Source organism: Okeania sp. SIO2C2 (assembly GCF_010692625.1).
In the GTDB taxonomy this organism is placed as follows: Bacteria; Cyanobacteriota; Cyanobacteriia; order Cyanobacteriales; family Microcoleaceae; genus Okeania; species Okeania hirsuta.
The window spans coordinates 50,759-66,029 of record NZ_JAAHGM010000011.1; the positions used below are offsets into that span (position 1 = coordinate 50,759).

At 36.8% G+C, this 15,271-nt stretch carries 14 protein-coding genes and 1 pseudogene; 4 read left to right on the top strand and 11 right to left on the bottom strand.

What is annotated here, in order from left to right; translation table 11 throughout:
* The first annotated feature begins 375 nt into the window (after positions 1-375).
* The gene (locus tag F6K18_RS11050) at positions 376-579 is read left to right on the top strand and encodes a hypothetical protein (protein WP_287520825.1); all 204 of its coding nucleotides are present in this window, start codon (positions 376-378) and stop codon (positions 577-579) included.
* Positions 580-825: 246 nt separating this feature from the next.
* Here F6K18_RS11050 and F6K18_RS11055 read toward each other — a convergent pair.
* The 3 genes and pseudogenes from F6K18_RS11055 to F6K18_RS11065 all read right to left on the bottom strand — a co-directional run bounded on the left by F6K18_RS11055 (position 826) and on the right by F6K18_RS11065 (position 3,021).
* Positions 826-1,422, bottom strand: a pseudogene (locus tag F6K18_RS11055) (glycosyltransferase).
* Between the two features lie 63 nt (positions 1,423-1,485).
* A complete protein-coding gene (locus F6K18_RS11060) occupies positions 1,486-1,716 on the bottom strand; it encodes a glycosyltransferase (protein ID WP_353735063.1) in 231 nt (76 codons plus the stop codon).
* An 822-nt stretch (positions 1,717-2,538) separates the two neighbouring features.
* Positions 2,539-3,021: a thioesterase family protein gene (locus F6K18_RS11065; protein ID WP_124147324.1), complete on the bottom strand. Its 483-nt coding sequence runs from the start codon at positions 3,019-3,021 to the stop codon at positions 2,539-2,541.
* Positions 3,022-3,125: 104 nt separating this feature from the next.
* Here F6K18_RS11065 and F6K18_RS11070 point away from each other — a divergent pair, with 104 nt between their 5' ends.
* Entirely contained in the window at positions 3,126-3,980 is an 855-nt protein-coding gene (locus F6K18_RS11070; protein WP_287520827.1) for a universal stress protein, read from the top strand.
* Positions 3,981-4,052: 72 nt separating this feature from the next.
* Here the strand turns inward: F6K18_RS11070 and psbM are convergent, their stop codons facing one another.
* The 5 genes from psbM to F6K18_RS11095 all read right to left on the bottom strand — a co-directional run bounded on the left by psbM (position 4,053) and on the right by F6K18_RS11095 (position 9,703).
* On the bottom strand, positions 4,053-4,157 hold the full coding sequence (gene psbM, locus F6K18_RS11075) for a photosystem II reaction center protein PsbM (protein ID WP_124147322.1): 105 nt from the start codon (positions 4,155-4,157) through the stop codon (positions 4,053-4,055).
* A 54-nt stretch (positions 4,158-4,211) separates the two neighbouring features.
* Positions 4,212-4,517, bottom strand: coding sequence for a 2Fe-2S iron-sulfur cluster-binding protein (locus F6K18_RS11080; RefSeq protein WP_287239205.1), 306 nt, complete (start codon positions 4,515-4,517; stop codon positions 4,212-4,214).
* Between the two features lie 366 nt (positions 4,518-4,883).
* Positions 4,884-5,096 carry a hypothetical protein gene (locus F6K18_RS11085; protein ID WP_287520830.1) on the bottom strand — a complete coding sequence of 71 codons (213 nt, stop codon included), beginning with the start codon at positions 5,094-5,096 and terminating at the stop codon, positions 4,884-4,886.
* A 219-nt stretch (positions 5,097-5,315) separates the two neighbouring features.
* Positions 5,316-8,273, bottom strand: a complete 2,958-nt coding sequence (locus F6K18_RS11090) for a TolC family protein (protein WP_287520831.1) — start codon at positions 8,271-8,273, stop codon at positions 5,316-5,318.
* Positions 8,274-8,359: 86 nt separating this feature from the next.
* The gene (locus tag F6K18_RS11095) at positions 8,360-9,703 is read right to left on the bottom strand and encodes a TIGR03279 family radical SAM protein (protein WP_287520833.1); all 1,344 of its coding nucleotides are present in this window, start codon (positions 9,701-9,703) and stop codon (positions 8,360-8,362) included.
* Positions 9,704-10,099: 396 nt separating this feature from the next.
* Here F6K18_RS11095 and F6K18_RS11100 point away from each other — a divergent pair, with 396 nt between their 5' ends.
* Both F6K18_RS11100 and F6K18_RS11105 read left to right on the top strand, forming a co-directional pair.
* A complete protein-coding gene (locus F6K18_RS11100; RefSeq protein ID WP_287520834.1) occupies positions 10,100-10,411 on the top strand; it encodes a hypothetical protein in 312 nt (103 codons plus the stop codon).
* 721 nt (positions 10,412-11,132) lie between these two features.
* Positions 11,133-11,729, top strand: a complete 597-nt coding sequence (locus tag F6K18_RS11105) for a hypothetical protein (RefSeq protein ID WP_287520835.1) — start codon at positions 11,133-11,135, stop codon at positions 11,727-11,729.
* 110 nt (positions 11,730-11,839) lie between these two features.
* Here the strand turns inward: F6K18_RS11105 and F6K18_RS11110 are convergent, their stop codons facing one another.
* The 3 genes from F6K18_RS11110 to lgt all read right to left on the bottom strand — a co-directional run bounded on the left by F6K18_RS11110 (position 11,840) and on the right by lgt (position 15,260).
* Positions 11,840-12,448, bottom strand: coding sequence for a hypothetical protein (locus F6K18_RS11110; protein WP_287520837.1), 609 nt, complete (start codon positions 12,446-12,448; stop codon positions 11,840-11,842).
* 325 nt (positions 12,449-12,773) lie between these two features.
* Positions 12,774-13,583, bottom strand: coding sequence for a precorrin-4 C(11)-methyltransferase (cobM, locus tag F6K18_RS11115; RefSeq protein ID WP_287520839.1), 810 nt, complete (start codon positions 13,581-13,583; stop codon positions 12,774-12,776).
* Between the two features lie 792 nt (positions 13,584-14,375).
* Complete coding sequence (gene lgt, locus F6K18_RS11120; protein ID WP_287520841.1) at positions 14,376-15,260, bottom strand: prolipoprotein diacylglyceryl transferase; 885 nt, start codon at positions 15,258-15,260, stop codon at positions 14,376-14,378.
* Between the last annotated feature and the right edge of the window lie 11 nt (positions 15,261-15,271).

A 15,271-nucleotide genomic window follows, 5' to 3' on the forward strand; every position in this document is an offset into this window, starting at 1 on the left:
AACTTATATCATTTGCCCTCTCTCGGGGAGCTATGTCAGCGGATAATTAGTTATCATAAAATTTTTGTTTGTAGTTTTGCTCTATCCCTTTAAATACTTGTCTTATATCATGTCTCTTTAAATACCCACAAATAACATTTATTAGGTAGTAGAGAGTAGGGGGCAATTTGATAGATTCTCAAAATAATTGAGAAAATATCATTTTTATTATGTCTAATTAATGAGACTTGATATTAGGGATAGAGCAAAACTACGAGACTCATTATAATTATAAGTTTTCTACTGTAAGCGTAGCTCCTTTGAAGAGGGAAAATGATGTTAAAATCCCCTGGCTATCATCTTCAATTCCAGCTTTAATACCAAATTGATAAATGTTTGCTACAAATAGCTAGGATATTTCTTAGGAGTCAGTCATCAGGAGTCAGGAGTCAGAATGAATGGTTTAAATACCATTTTTTAGGTCGTAAATCATTCTTTTCTCTTGGTGCGCTACCAGGTGCGACTGTTGTCGTCGCGGGGTCGCACCGCTTTGTCAAAGTGCATATCCTACATTTGTATTTTTATTCCTCTTACTATTAGTAACATTCTTTTTTTTAATTGGTATAATCTACAGAAAAATTATAAATTTTATACTTCAATAGACATCTGATAAAATTGCAGATGTAGACCATTTTTTGTACATTTTTTAATCAATTTTATTTCCTATTGCCTGTTGTATACTTCTGCAAAAAGTCTATTATTTTTCGTAGATATCTAATTAATTTTAATTACATTATGATAGATTTTTTATAATTTTGCAGCATTTAATTTGAGGTTAAATTATGTTTATATCCGTCTACGAACCAGGGTAGAAAATTGTTCTCTTAGTTCCACATTTTCAAACAAAGTCAAAATATATTTAGCTAGACTCTCCCAATCTTTTTCTTGTGCTAAAAAACCCGTTTCTCCATCAATTATTGCTTCTGGAATACCTGCATGAATCGAACTAACAACAGGTAATCCCATTGCTTGTGCTTCTAGAATAACTATCGGTAATCACTCGGATTCTCCTGTAGCAGTAGTAACGCTTGGCGCTCCCAATAAAAAAGCTTTATTCATCAATTATTTGACAACTTCAGGTGGTTTAACTCCAAGAAAACAGTAATTAGATAACAAACTTCCAGCTAAACTTTCTAAAAATGAACGTAATATTCCGTCGCCAATAACTACTAATTTTATATTAGGAATAGTTTTTTGCACTTGAGCGATCGCCCGAATCAAATATTCACATCCTTTTTTTTCTATTAACCATCCGACAAATAAAACAATCGGTTCTAGTTTTACTTCTGGATTCGGTGTAAATTTATCTACATCTATACCGATATAATTAACTTTAATTTTCTCTGACAGACATCCTTTTTCAATTAGTTGAGAGCGGATCAATTCAGAAACAGCAATAAAATAGTCCGCTTCTTGAAATAGGCGATCGCGATTCCTAAAATATAATTATCGAAAAAATTGACCGCGATTCTTGACAAAATCCCAGGTCTGTGCATAAAAACTTTGAGATTGATTTAGGGTTATTTCTGTGGTAGCATAATAACCATGAAAAGTTATGATGAGGGGTACGTTTAACTTTTTTGCCAGTGGCAGTGCTAAAACCCCATCCAGACCAAAATGAGCGTGAATTAACTGAGGCGATAAATCTTGCAAAGATTTCAGCCAGCGAGGATGGATAAAACCAGTTAATTTGTAGGCTGTTTTTCAGAGACCAGGAGGAGAGGCTAAGTAACCCAGAATAATCGCTCTATCCTGGGGAATCATTGATTTGGCAGTGGAAAAGCCAGATGAGCCAACGGAGAATCCTTGATAGGATGAAAAATTCTCCACTTGTGCGGGGATAAAAGTTTCTGATTAGGGAATTAATTGGTCGCGATAGATAATTACTATTGGTTTCATTAGTTGCTTTGGCAAAAAAGAGCGATATTAGACTTTTTTATGTCCTGTAAAATTATCAACATTGGCAAACAATTCTTTCAGTTTCAGCAAAGAATAAATATATTTGTAGTTAGTAAATTTTTTTTCAAATTAAATCTTGCTTATTTATATCTAAATGTAAAGCCACCAAAAATATAAAGTTTGTCATTAATAACTGTTGTCGCACTTTCTAGGAGTGGGGTAGGAAGTGGAGCGCCTATCTTCCATAACCTGTGAGGGAGCATCCAATTTTCAAGTGTTTGTGTGATTGAGACCATAATTAATTGTTATAAGTAATTTTTTTGAGCAACTAAAAATTTAATTGTTTTTAGTTTGCTAACCTATAGCTTCAGTAGATGCTGCTTTCTCTTTAATTTTTTCCGCAAATTCTAACATTTTTCCCTTGCTTTTTCTGTAGCTATTTTTAATCGAGTTTGGTCAACTTTCATTTTCTTTCAAAACAGGGATAATTTTTTCCTGATAACTATGGATAATATCTCGCGAATTAGCTGAACTGGGAGGTAATTACAGACTTTATCAGTCTATTACCTCCTTAATAACATAAAAAATAAATCTCAACTATCAATAAAGCTTGGTTAAAGCTGCTTCTACTTTTGGAGGTAAACGGCGCATGATTTTGCCTTTTTCTCGGTCAACAGTTACTAATGTTACTCTGGCTGTAACATATAATTCTTTACCATCCAAAGATTGAATTTGGTAATCCCAGTCTAGTTTGACTCCTTGAGTATTTGTCATGCGAGTCCTGACTGCAACTACCATCCCAAACTTGACCGCTTTGTGATAACGTACTGAAAGTTCTACCACTGGTAAATCGCAACCAAGGTTAACCAACTCAGCATACTCAATACCAATAGAACGCAAACTTTCTATTCGTGCCTCCTCCATCCAGGAAATATAAGTCCCATGCCAAACAACACCAGCATAATCAGTGTGATGAGGATGAACTCGGACTATATATTCAAACCAAGCATCTGATTTCTGAGTAGATTGATTTTCAATCGCACTTGTGGGTAACTGAGATTGAGATTGTTCTGATGAGGCCACTTTACAAAATTTGCTAAAACGCTACATTTCTCAAAGTTATCATGGGTACAGGAGATTTATGCTATTTTTAAACGTTATTATTTGCTGATTCACTCAATTAAAAAATGATAAACAAAATTTTGTTAGCTGTTGCTGGTCGGGGACTATGTGAGCAGATGCTCAATATGTTGATGGACATCCCTTACTTCCAAGTAGCATCTGTGACTGTCTTGCACGTTGTCCCCCCTCAACCTAGTGCAGAAGGTATGTCTGCTAAGTTAGAAGAAGGTGGAAAAATCCTGGCAGAGGCTGTTCAATCTTTAAAAATAGATCCAAAAAAAGTTAATCCCCGACTCAAACAAGGAGACCCCAAGGATATTGTTTGTCAAGTAGCTGATGAAGAAGAATCTGAACTAATTATTATGGGTTCCCGGGGCTTAGGCAAACTGCAAGCTATTCTGGAAAATTCAGTTAGTCAATATGTTTTCCAGTTAACTTCTCATCCGATGTTACTGGTGAAAGACGATATCTACGTCAAAAAAATTAGAAATGTGATGGTAGCTCTAGACTCATCAAAAGGAGGAAAAAGTTCTCTACAGTTGGCTATTTCCTTAGTGAATCAAATTCCTGGAGGACAATTAATTTTGAGTCACGTGAAGAAAGACCCCAGTGGAAAATCTATGCAAGATTACACTGTCGATGCGGAAAAAGATCCTGTTGTAGCTGAAGCTGCAGCAGAAGCAAAAAAAATGGGTATTAAATATCGCTGTGTTGCTGCAAGTGGAAAACCTGGTCCAGAAATTTGTAAAATTTCCCAGGATTTGAATGTAGACCTATTGATATTGGGTTCGCCAGACCGCCGTCCATCCAGTGCTAAAAATCTTGTGGACCTCGATCGACTATTAGGAAATTCTCTATCGGACTATGTGCGGGTTTATGCCAATTGTCCTGTATTGTTAGCTCGCCAGAGTGCTAGTTAGACAAAAACGGCAAAGTAGGAGGACAATTTTTTAAATTATGCTCCTACTCTGAGTGTGTAAACTGCTAAATTTTTAGCTTTCGTTGTTGCCAGTTTGAATATATAAAATGATTAAGAAAACGGCTGGCACAAATATGAACAAAATGGTTGCCACAAAGCCTAAATCATTAACTGCCATGATTAACCCACCTTGAATTGAAAAAAACCACAAGGTTAAGAATACCATTATTTGCTATTTGCGCTTTGGTTTTGTTTTAATAGTTACAGGACCGTTAACCATGGTTTGACAAGCTAATCTATAAGAAGGGGGTTTCTTCTTCAACTTTTTTTCTTCCACTGGAGTACGGGGTGAAAGATTTTCTAGACCTTCAACAACCTCTACAATACAGGTACCACATTGTCCATAGCCTCCGCAATTCATCATTTTTCCTGTAAAGGTGTAGAGGTCAATGCGGTTTTCTAGAGCCTTGATTCTTAAATTTGCTCCATCAGCAGCAATTATTTCCTGGTTTTCTTGTTCAAATTTGATGTTGGCCATTATGAATTATTAACTTATATTGAGATTGGTAATTCTAAAAAAATGTTAACTAATGTTGAGAAGTTTAACTTGTTCTGGTAGAAGAAGACAGAAAGAAAAAAAGCTTATATAATATCCGGATAATTAGTTATTGTATGACGAGAGGAGTCAGGAGTCAGTAGGAAGATAAGGATGAGAGTTGGAATTATTCTGGGGATATTCCGGAATTTTATGTCTGCATTGAATGGAAGTAGAAAGTGCGATAACTGTATAACCGGATTTTATATTAGAGAAAAATCAGAGCAACTTTGCTTTGTGTAACCTTCAGAAATTATACTAAGACTATTTGATCAACCCTTGCCCTTGCAGGGACATTCCATAGATTTATCATTTTCTTTGTGGGTTTAATGCCCCACCGTCTACACGGTGTTCAAAATTACTTGGGGGAGCGAATCCCCATGTAATTTTCCGACTGTCTCCTGTCTCCTGTCTCCTGTCTCCTGTCTCCTGTCTCCTGTCTCCTGTCTCCTGTCTCCTGTCTCCTGTCTCCTGTCTCCTGTCTCCTGTCTCCTGTCTCCTGTCTCCTGTCTCCTTCTTCAATCATTCTTTTTTCACTAAATAATTAGCTTTAATTCTCCTATCCTCTACGTTCTTGACGTTCCCTACCAAAATCTATGAGAAGCGTAATATCATCTTTGGATAATCTAGCGATCAAAATTTAAGAATTAGAAAATAAGGCAGCAACAACTCCTTCCTACTCAACTCTTTCCTACTCTTTTCCTTTCTTCTCCTGAGGACTAAGGACTGAGGACTGACTCCTTAAGGAGTATCTGACAAATCTCCACCTGGAAGATTACTAACAGCTCGCTGCAGCTCTGACAAAGAACGATTATAGTTAATAATTGCAGTTAGCAAATTATTCTCAGCTCTGGTCAAGTCTGTCTCAGCATTAATAACCTCCAACTGAGTTCCCACACCTGCTTGAAATCTTAATCGCGCCAAACGTAAAGCCTCTTTGGCCTGTTCCACGCCTAATTCTGCTGTAGAAATATTCTCAAAACTGGCTTCCAAACCAAAAAAGGCTTGTTCAACTTCACGACGAACCTGATTTCTGACTTGCTCAAACCGATTTTCTGCAATATCTTGATCTAGAATACTCTGTCTAGCCGCCGCCCTAGCTGCACCACCATCAAAGAAATTCCATCTAAAGTTGAATCCTACTGTAGTTCCATCGGCCCAACCCCTGGCTGCAAAAGGGCTTAAGTTATCAGTAGTTAACGCCAACACATTGTAAGTAGCAAAGAAATTTAAATTTGGCCTGACTGCTGAGAGAGCTAATTTTCGTTGCTCATCGCTTAAGTCTCTTTGTACCAACTGCTGTTCTAACTCAGCTCGGTTTTGAAAAGCAGACACAATTGTTTCATCTAAAGATAGAGGCCAAGACCCTGCAGGCTCAATTGGGTCAGCAGCCGTTAAATTGATTAACTGACTTATATTCAATCTTTCCACTAAGCGACGTTGAGCAGTACGCTGGTCTCGAAATGCGTTTGTCAGATTTTGTTGTTCGTTGGACAATGTTACTTGAGCTTGCAGTACATCAAACCTAGTTCCGACTCCAGCTCTTTCTAAGGCTTCTGCATCTTCTAAACTTTTTCTAGCGTTAGCCACAGCAGCTTCCCCAATTCTGACTCGTCCATCTGATTCCTGTAGATCGTAGTATTCGTCAGATACATCAAAGCGTAATTGTTCTGAAACTCTTTCTAACTCTAGTTCTCGGAGGTGCATTTGCTCTCTAGCAATTCCAATTCTAGCAGAACGAGCTTTACCAAGGCCAAGGTCATAGTCAAATCTAAATGTATTTTCAAAAGTCGTGACTGGGAAATTTTGAATATCTGTGTCTATAAACTCTGTACCTCTACTTTCTGCAAGTCGTTGTTGAGCTTTTGCCTGCAAATCTCCAGAGGCACTTTCTGTACGTTGTAGGGCTGATTCAAAAGTTAGACTAGGCCACAAAGCGGCTTGAGCTTCTCGCATACTTGCTCTGCTTCTTTCGACTTCTAATTGAGCAATTTCTATTTCTGGATTATTGCTTCGAGCTAAGTCAATGGCTTGTTCTAAAGTAATTGGTATGGTTTCTTCTATCTGTACTTCATCGGGGGTAATTGGAAAGTTTAGTGGGTTAGGTTTTCGTTGAATTTGAGGGGGAGGATTTGTTTGCAAGGTTCCGTTTGGTACTGGTGGAGGAAAACTTTCTGTTGTTTGTTGAACAATGATAAAGCCACTATTGCTTGATGAGGGTTTTTGATTTTCTACTCTGGCTAAATTAGGAACAGTATTGCTGCTTAAAGTTTGATTGATACCTGTGGTTATCTGAGTTGATTTTTTCTGTGTTGAAGTATTGCCAAAAGTAGGTGGGTTATAAATAGTTGCCACTGAATTTCGGTTATTTCTACCGGGCAATTTCAGGGGATTAGTTAAGCCTAATGCTTGGGTTTCAGTCTGTGCTAAGTCATTGACTGTTTCCATTATCGGTGCTCGATTGATGCTTGTCATTACTCGGTAAGAATTTCCTAGAATTGAATTTCTTTCTGATGTTGTTTTGGGGTTATTTGTTTCGTTTTCTTGATTCGGTTGTAAATTTGTCTGAAATTTTGCTGTTTCAATTTGAGGATTTTCTGCTTTTGGTTTTGACTGTAATAAATCTAATAAACTAGAATTTGATTTCTCTAATTCAACCAATTTTTTTGATTCTACATCAAATTTTTCAGCCCCTTTACCAGCAAGAGTAATTGACTGTTGAAATTCTGTTCCTTTACCAGGAATAACATCTGCTTCTCTGTGATAATTATCTGAATTTGACTGTAATAAATCTAATAAACTAGAATTTGATTTCTCTAACTCAACCAAATTTTTCGATTCTACATCAAATTTTTCAGCCCCTTTACCAGCGAGAGTAATTGACTGTTGAAATTTTGTTTCGTTACCCGGATTACTTTCTGCTGCTCTATGAGAATTACCATACTTTGACTGTAGCAAATCTAATAAACTAGAATTTGATTTCTCTAACTCAACCAAATTTTTTGATTCTACATCAAATTTTTCAGCCCCTTTACCAGCAAGAGTAATTAACTGTTGAAATTCTGTTTCGTTACCCGGATTAATTTCCGTTTCTACCTTATAATCATCTGAATTTGACTGTAATAAATCTAATAAACGAGAATTTGATTTCTCTAATTCAACCAAATTTTTTGATTCTACATTAAATTTTTGATTCTTGTTAGCTGCAAAACTACGATTAATATTTTGTTTAAATGGTAAGACTGAGGACGAAACATTTTCTCCCTTTCTATGGGATTTTAATTCGGTCAATAAACTACCTGTATTTTCATATATATGTTCAAATTTTTTTAAAGATGAAATAATCTCTTGATTAGGTTTTGACTTAGGTAATTGTTTATTAATATTGACTTTTGAGTGTCTTGTTGATGGTGCTTTTGTACCTAATGAAGGAGCATCAGAATTTGAATTTAACTTTTCTAATAAACTGCCTTGAGGTCTTGATTGAGTAATATCCTCTAAAGAATCAGTATCTGACTTGACTTCTTGAGTTTCTGTTACCTCAATAGATTTTTCTTTGACCTCTTGTGGGTCTAAAATAGAATCTTTAGGAGTATTACTTTGGGAGTGCATAGGTGGTGGGGCAGTAGACCCCTGTCCCGCATTTGAAATAACTACTCCGATCGCTCCTGCTACCAATACATTACGAAAAACACTCATGGATTTTTTTATTCGTCTCCAAGTCCAACTGATATTTTAAACTAACGAGTCAACTGCTTTGCCAAAGTCAAAAGTTGAAAATTCAATTAGCGATCGCCCACAGCAGTCAAAATTAGTTCTTCTACTCCTGCCACTGGCCAAATAGGTTTCTTCAGTCGATCTGCTAATTCTTCTAGGGTCATATCATCCAAAAATAGATGATCTCCTGGTTTGAGCATGACTGAGGGTAAAATAATTCCTTCCCCTAAGTCTCGTCCCTGTAAACCCTCTAGCAAATCTTGGCCTGTTAATAATCCAGTGACACTAATACTTTGTCCCCAATAATTGCTTGATAAGGCCACCATATTTACTTCCAGTCCTTCAATTTGATTGAGTCGCTCGGCGATCGCTGCAAATGCTTTTTCTACTGCATTTCCTACTACCCAGGTTAATTTCCTTTGAGTGCTTAAGCAAATGTTTCGATCTAAATTTTCTTTGACAGCAGCTTCAAATTGTGATATGAACTGGCGAATTGAACCAACTCCATTGCCAATTTGAGGATAATCTTCATATTCTGAGGCAGGGGGTAGGTCTCGGCGGCCAATCAAAAACCATTCGTCAGCTAACCAGATGCAATTAGTCCCAGATATCTGTCTCAGTTTAGCTTGAATTTCTTGGACTTGGTCTATGACTTCCTCCGCTTTTTCAGTAGTGACGGGTATTAGTTCACCTGAACTAGGGCGAAAGCGAGTTAATCCCACTGGTACAACTGCCACAGATGCTACTGCTGGAATTTCCCCAGTATGAAAATTTGCTAAATCTAATAATGTGCGTTCCAGATGAATACCATCATTAATTCCCGGACAAACTACAACTTGAGCGTGTATTTGCAGTCGCCGTTGTTGAAACCACTGAATTTGTTCGAGTATTTTACCTGCTCTAGAATTTTTCAACAGGCGCGATCGCAATTCTGGTTCAGTAGCGTGGACAGAAACATAGAGTGGTGAGAGTCGCATTTGTTCTATTCTCTCCCACTCTCGTTGGGGAAGGTTAGTCAGAGTTAGGTATGAACCGTAGAGAAAACTGAGACGATAGTCATCATCTTTTAAGTAAAGAGTTTCTCGTTTACCTGGTGGTTGTTGGTCGATGAAGCAAAACGGACAACGGTTATTACATTGAATTAAACCATCGAACAGAGCGGTAGAAAATTCTAAACCCAAGTCTTCATCGTAGTCTTTTTCAATTTCGATGTGGTGAGTTTTGCCTTTAGCATCGATGACCTCTATTTCTAGATATTCGTCAGCACAAATATATTGATAGTCGATCAAGTCTCGTGGTTGTTGTCCGTTGATAGAAGCGATCGCATCTCCTGGTTCAAAACCAATTTCGGCAGCGATGGAGTCGGGGATAATTTTAGTTATGAGAGCAGGGCGAATAGAAGTTTTACTCATTTAATATATTTAATAGCAAATAAATTTTTTATTATATCATTTATCAAACATATTTTAACCTAATTAAGTATATATAAAATTTTGTATCGACATTCAGAATTTCTGGGTTTCCAACAGGAGGTAATAGATAAAAGCACTTGATTAGGTGTTATCAAAGCTCTAATTCAGTACCGACAGAAACTTATTCACTCAAAAACTGGACAAAGGATACAAATGTAAGTATTCAGCGGTCAGCTATCAGCTATCAGCTTTATTACCTTTAGTGTACTATTTAAGCTTGCTGTTCTTGTGCTTCAATTCTTTGTTTAAAAATGTTGAGAAGTTAAGCAAATGCTTACTTCATTCATTAAAAAGCTGATAGCTGACCGCTAATAGCTGAATGCTTACATACAAATTATGGCAAAAGATATAGTTGCAAGCTATGAAATACTACATAAGTTAATTAATGATCTATCCGAAAAGAAGGAACATTTCCTAATAAGTCTTAGAGAAGAAATCAAAGAATATGTTAGTAGTCAAGATACACTCACTTGTCTAACTCTTGTTTCTAAAAAGATAGACTCAGAAAAGCATGAATTATCTTGGAAACCTACTGAAGGATACAGGTACGGTAGAAAATTTATTACCTTTATTAGAAAGGGTGTAAGCATTCAGCAGTCAGCTATTAGCTATCAGCTATTGATGATCGGAGGAGGTAAAAGCAATTGAGAAATGCAATTGATAAATTTGGATAGAATTAAAACTTACTGTAAAATTATGCTTCTTTAAGCTTATAAGAAATTATTCATTATTTGCGCTCTAGCTGAATGCTGAGAGCTGAATGCTTACGAAAGGGGAATTATGTTGAAAAAATGTTTGCTACAGAGTAGATTCTATTTTCACCAGTAATATAACTGAAATAATTAGTAGGCATTTTAGTCAATTTTATCAAGAAAATCAGGAGTTAGTAGTACAACATTTAGCAATCTATCTTTTAGAGGAAGGAATAGTAGCAGATGCATTTGTTAATGCTGCTATAAAAGAAAGTAAAATTGTGGATTTTGCGAAAGAAGAAGCTAAAGCAGTCGCAAAGCGTGCTGTTATACTAGTATTCAATAATTAATAATTGATAATGGATAATTGATAATTACCTCTCCCTAAAAGGAAGAGGATTGAATAAAAGGAAAATTTTTTCTCTCTTGGTCGATTGGATATGGCGTTAGCGGAGCGGCTCTGTTAAGAGCAGGAGACCCGTTCTTACAGACCCGCTCCGCTGTTAGCGTTTGCGGTAGCATTCCGGAACGGAAAGCTTTGCGGTAGCAAACGCCATCCCACCCTACGGGAAGCTACGCTAACGACCGCTTGTTTCTCCTTTAAAGGAGAGGATTTTTACCTTAATTATTCGGTAAAAAAAATTGTCCAAGATGCGACAAAAGAAGTTTCTTCTTATTTGACTAACAGCGCAGCAGTAAAATCAGTTGAAACAGTTGTAAAATTGGTTGGCACAACTATTGCAACACAAGGAACAGTAGTTGTAGGAAAAGTTGTATTTCAGAAGGCTCTTGTTATTGCACTAAGGAGTTCTTTAGCAAAAGCTATTGCTAAGGTAGTAGCTGAGTTAATTTCTACAAAATTTATGGTAGCAGTTGGGGCACTCTTGTTAACAATACCATTTCATAAAATTGTAGATGAGCTGGTTTTAGTGGTAGTAATTGGTAATTTTCTTCTCTTGATTGGAGAAGCAGGTATTATGAGCACAACTACCATAACTGCAATTATTTTAATACCAATATTTGCTTGGATTATGTACCATGAGTACAAAATTTTTCCATCTAAAATTGGCAAGAGTATATCAAAGTCAATGTTCAAAGAATTAGATAAAAACTTCGATCAGATTAATACTAAAACTTTTGCTAGTTTAGTTCAAAATGCAGGACAAGATTTAGGAAAAACTTTAGGAACTCTTTTATTTGAAGATGCAGAAGTTAAAGCTCAGATTAATACAATTATTAATGCAGTTACTCAAACTCAGAAAGTGATGAATTAAGCCGATAAATACAAAAATTAAGTACACGACTTTAGGGAAATAAATTCTCATTCGCGCATTTGAGTTGGTTTTTTTCAGATCAACCCAACCTACATTCTTTTTTCTTGAATTTATCTTGCTTGAGAAGTCAGACTAGCTGTTAATATTCCCATAATTAAATTAATTTGATTTAGATAATATTCTGTTAAATCTATAATAATATTTTCCCCTTCCAGTTTCAAGAATCGCCAATTTGTTCCCGATGTAATTGCCCCATAAATTGTAGTAATATTGTTACTTTCTTTCTGGTTAAATATTCGGGCTGCTATCATTTCTGCTATACATTGCCCTAATCCTAAATTAAGGTTTTCTTTTTTCGCTTCAACAATCACGATTATTGGAGCTGTTATGATTAACATTTCCGCAGATTTCGTGATTAAAAAGTCACAACTTCCGTTTAATCCTGTTTCTGGTTCGACTGTAAAATCTATGCCTGAAAATATGTTTATTTGTGTTTGATTTTGTCTTTTGACATCTATTAATATTGGCGCAATTATCATTTCCGAACGAGCTTTTTCACTATTACTTGCTAGAGCGATCGCTACGTTATAGTTCAGTATTTCTGTTAATAATTTACTTGGTTGTAATGGCGATATATTTGCAAAATAGTTTTGTTCTTCTCTGATATTAATTTCAAAGGATTGTTTAATTTTTTCTAATGTAAAATCGCTGTAAGACATTTTTTATTAAACACCTATAGCAGGGAACAGGGAACAGGGAACAGGGAACAGGGAACAGAAAAGAATAAAAACAACTGTACTTCATAGCTTCGGAAACTGCTGTATATCATGTCCGAATAATAGCACGATCAAAAAACCTTTTGCCTTCCGTCTTATATCATGTTCGGATAAACACTAACTATAAAGTCATTGCGACTGGAACGGAGTGGAAGGAAGCAATATCAGGGGTTTGAGATTATCTCTTCCATCTATATCCTAATCATAACTATTCAACCGAACATGATATTACTTCCTCCAAAGTGTAAATATTCAACCGGACATGATATTATTCCTTCTTCCTTCTTCCTTCTTCCTTCTTCCCTCGAAATAAATGAGTATGTTGAGGATTATAAAGACCAGAACGCCCTACTTTTTCCACTTTCTCCAACGCTGGACTAATCACATAGAGCGTTGTTCTAACTAACTGTTTCTCCTCAGTAACAACAGCCATTTTCTCCAAAGGTACAACCCAAATCTGTTCATCAGGCCATCCCAAACGATAACATATTGCAATAGGTATTTGAGGCGAGTAATGTTCTATCAACTTTTGTTGTGCTTCCCAAACATGACGAGCGCTCAAATACAAACATAAACTCGCTCCGTGAGCAGCCAAACTACCCAACTCTTCACTAGGAGGAACTCCTGTAGCTTTTCCACTAATCCTAGTTAATATGATTGTCTGCACCAACCCAGGTACAGTCAACTCCACTTTTAACTTAGCTGCTGCATCCTGAAATGCGCTAATTCCCGGCACAATTTCAAAATCAATTTCTGCCTCTGCCAAAAGCTGCATTTGCTCATAAACCGCCCCATACAAACTTGGATCTCCAGAATGGAGACGCACTACAGAACAACCTTTTTTCACTCGGTCTATCATTAAAGGCAGAATATCTTCTAGAGTTTTATTTGCCGTTCCAATAACCTCAGCATCAGGACGTACAACTCGTAACATTTGCTTAGGTACTAAAGAATCTGCATATAGAATCACATCTGCTTTCGCCAAGAGATTATAAGCTTTCACCGTTAATAGCTCGGGATCTCCTGGACCTGCCCCTACAATGTAGACTGCTGGTTCAAGACTTTCTGTATTATTCATTTATTATATTAGTCAAAAAATTTTCTTCAGTATTCTGTGATTTTTCCTGATGTTAGTACCTATATTCAGAGAAAAGGAATGGTAGATGGACCCTGGTATAGCTCTGGACTTACTGTCTAGAGCTTTTTTTATCTTTTCTTTTGCGAGTTTAATACCAAGCGTGAAAAAATAATGTTACAAACTCTAGTTATAGGGAACAGGGAATAGGGAATAGGTAACAGAGATTCGTCGCAAACATTTATCAAACTGGTATAATACCTCACAGTCAACGCAGGGTCAATTTATTGTCACGCTTAGAAAAATTGTATCCTCAGGACTTATGCAAATTAACCTTTGACACGCCATATGTAGGGGTGAATGGCATTTGCGCTCTGCAAAGCTCCGAATAGCGTCCTCACTTGATTTAGTGTCCGTGCGTAAGTCCTCATTCTTTGAAATTTCCTACATCTTGCTAGAATTAGTTAACCAAAAATATAGAGTTGTAAATATTCTCTGATGACAAAGAATTAGCCCTGCACCGTCAACAGGGGTGGTGAAAATTGTTTGGGGCAATCAGAAACGAAGTAGCGTGTCAAACACTATCGCCATGCAATTTTTCCTTCTTACTTCTTCCTTCTTCCTTCCCCTTTTGCCTTCTGCCTTCTGCCTTACTCATTATAGCGCTATGCGCAGGCAACAGGCAACAGGCAACAGGCAACAGGGGGAATAAAAAACCGATAATATCAGGCTTTTAGCTATTGGACAGTTACTGTAATTTGTAAATATGCCAGCACACATTGCTATACTAGCATTTCACTCTTTCTGTGTCTCTTCCTCTCTATACTTATTCTCTGAAGGCCATATATCAGGTAAAGGTCGCTTCAACAAATATAGCCAAGCCAAACCTGCTAACCCCAACAAAATTCCAGCTAAACTCACAAATTGGGCAATTCGCAGTGGCCCTAACATCAAACTATCAGTCCGTAATCCCTCAATCCAAATTCGTCCACTACTATAAGCTGCCATATAAACAAGAAATAAAGTCCCTACTTTAAGTCGATATCTACCCCGCAAATCTCTAAAAAATAGGAATAGTAATAGTCCAAATACCATCAAATTCCATAGAGACTCATATAAGAAAGTGGGATGAAAATAATCAAAATTTACTAATTCCGATGGACGACGTTCTGGAGGGATATATAACTTCCAAGGTAAATCAGTGGGACTACCAAAAGCCTCAGAATTGAAAAAATTACCCCACCTACCAATGGCTTGTCCCAAAATCAAAGAAGGAGCCACTAAATCTGCCAACTGCCAAAAAGAGATTTTATTAATTCTGGCAAAAATTAAAGCAGCGATCGCTCCACCAATAATTGCTCCATGAATTGCAATACCTCCTTTCCAAATTGCAATCATATCTATAGGATTTTGTTGGTACTGTTCCCACTCAAACAGAACATAGTACAACCTTGCTCCAGGAATTGCAGCTAATACCAACCAAACCACTAGATCACCTAATAACTCAGGGTTAACATGACGTCGTTTAGCCAAATATTGGGAGAGAGTAACTCCAATTAATACTGCTGTGGCAATTAAAAGTCCATACCAACGGACAGCCAAAGGCCCCAATTCAAAAATAATTGGACCTGGAGAAGTAAATTGAAAGCCTAAAGGCAATAGTGGAATCTCTACTGTCATAGATTTACATA

What these genes read in the sequence shown, in the direction of transcription:
- F6K18_RS11095 (WP_287520833.1), bottom strand. Translation starts at nt 9,703, where the DNA reads ATGAGTAAAACTTCTATTCGCCCTGCTCTCATAACTAAAATTATCCCC.
- F6K18_RS11070 (WP_287520827.1), top strand. Translation starts at nt 3,126, where the DNA reads ATGATAAACAAAATTTTGTTAGCTGTTGCTGGTCGGGGACTATGTGAG.
- F6K18_RS11090 (WP_287520831.1), bottom strand. Translation starts at nt 8,273, where the DNA reads ATGAGTGTTTTTCGTAATGTATTGGTAGCAGGAGCGATCGGAGTAGTT.
- lgt (WP_287520841.1), bottom strand. Translation starts at nt 15,260, where the DNA reads ATGACAGTAGAGATTCCACTATTGCCTTTAGGCTTTCAATTTACTTCT.
- F6K18_RS11110 (WP_287520837.1), bottom strand. Translation starts at nt 12,448, where the DNA reads ATGTCTTACAGCGATTTTACATTAGAAAAAATTAAACAATCCTTTGAA.
- cobM (WP_287520839.1), bottom strand. Translation starts at nt 13,583, where the DNA reads ATGAATAATACAGAAAGTCTTGAACCAGCAGTCTACATTGTAGGGGCA.
- F6K18_RS11100 (WP_287520834.1), top strand. Translation starts at nt 10,100, where the DNA reads ATGGCAAAAGATATAGTTGCAAGCTATGAAATACTACATAAGTTAATT.
- psbM (WP_124147322.1), bottom strand. Translation starts at nt 4,157, where the DNA reads ATGGCAGTTAATGATTTAGGCTTTGTGGCAACCATTTTGTTCATATTT.
- F6K18_RS11080 (WP_287239205.1), bottom strand. Translation starts at nt 4,517, where the DNA reads ATGGCCAACATCAAATTTGAACAAGAAAACCAGGAAATAATTGCTGCT.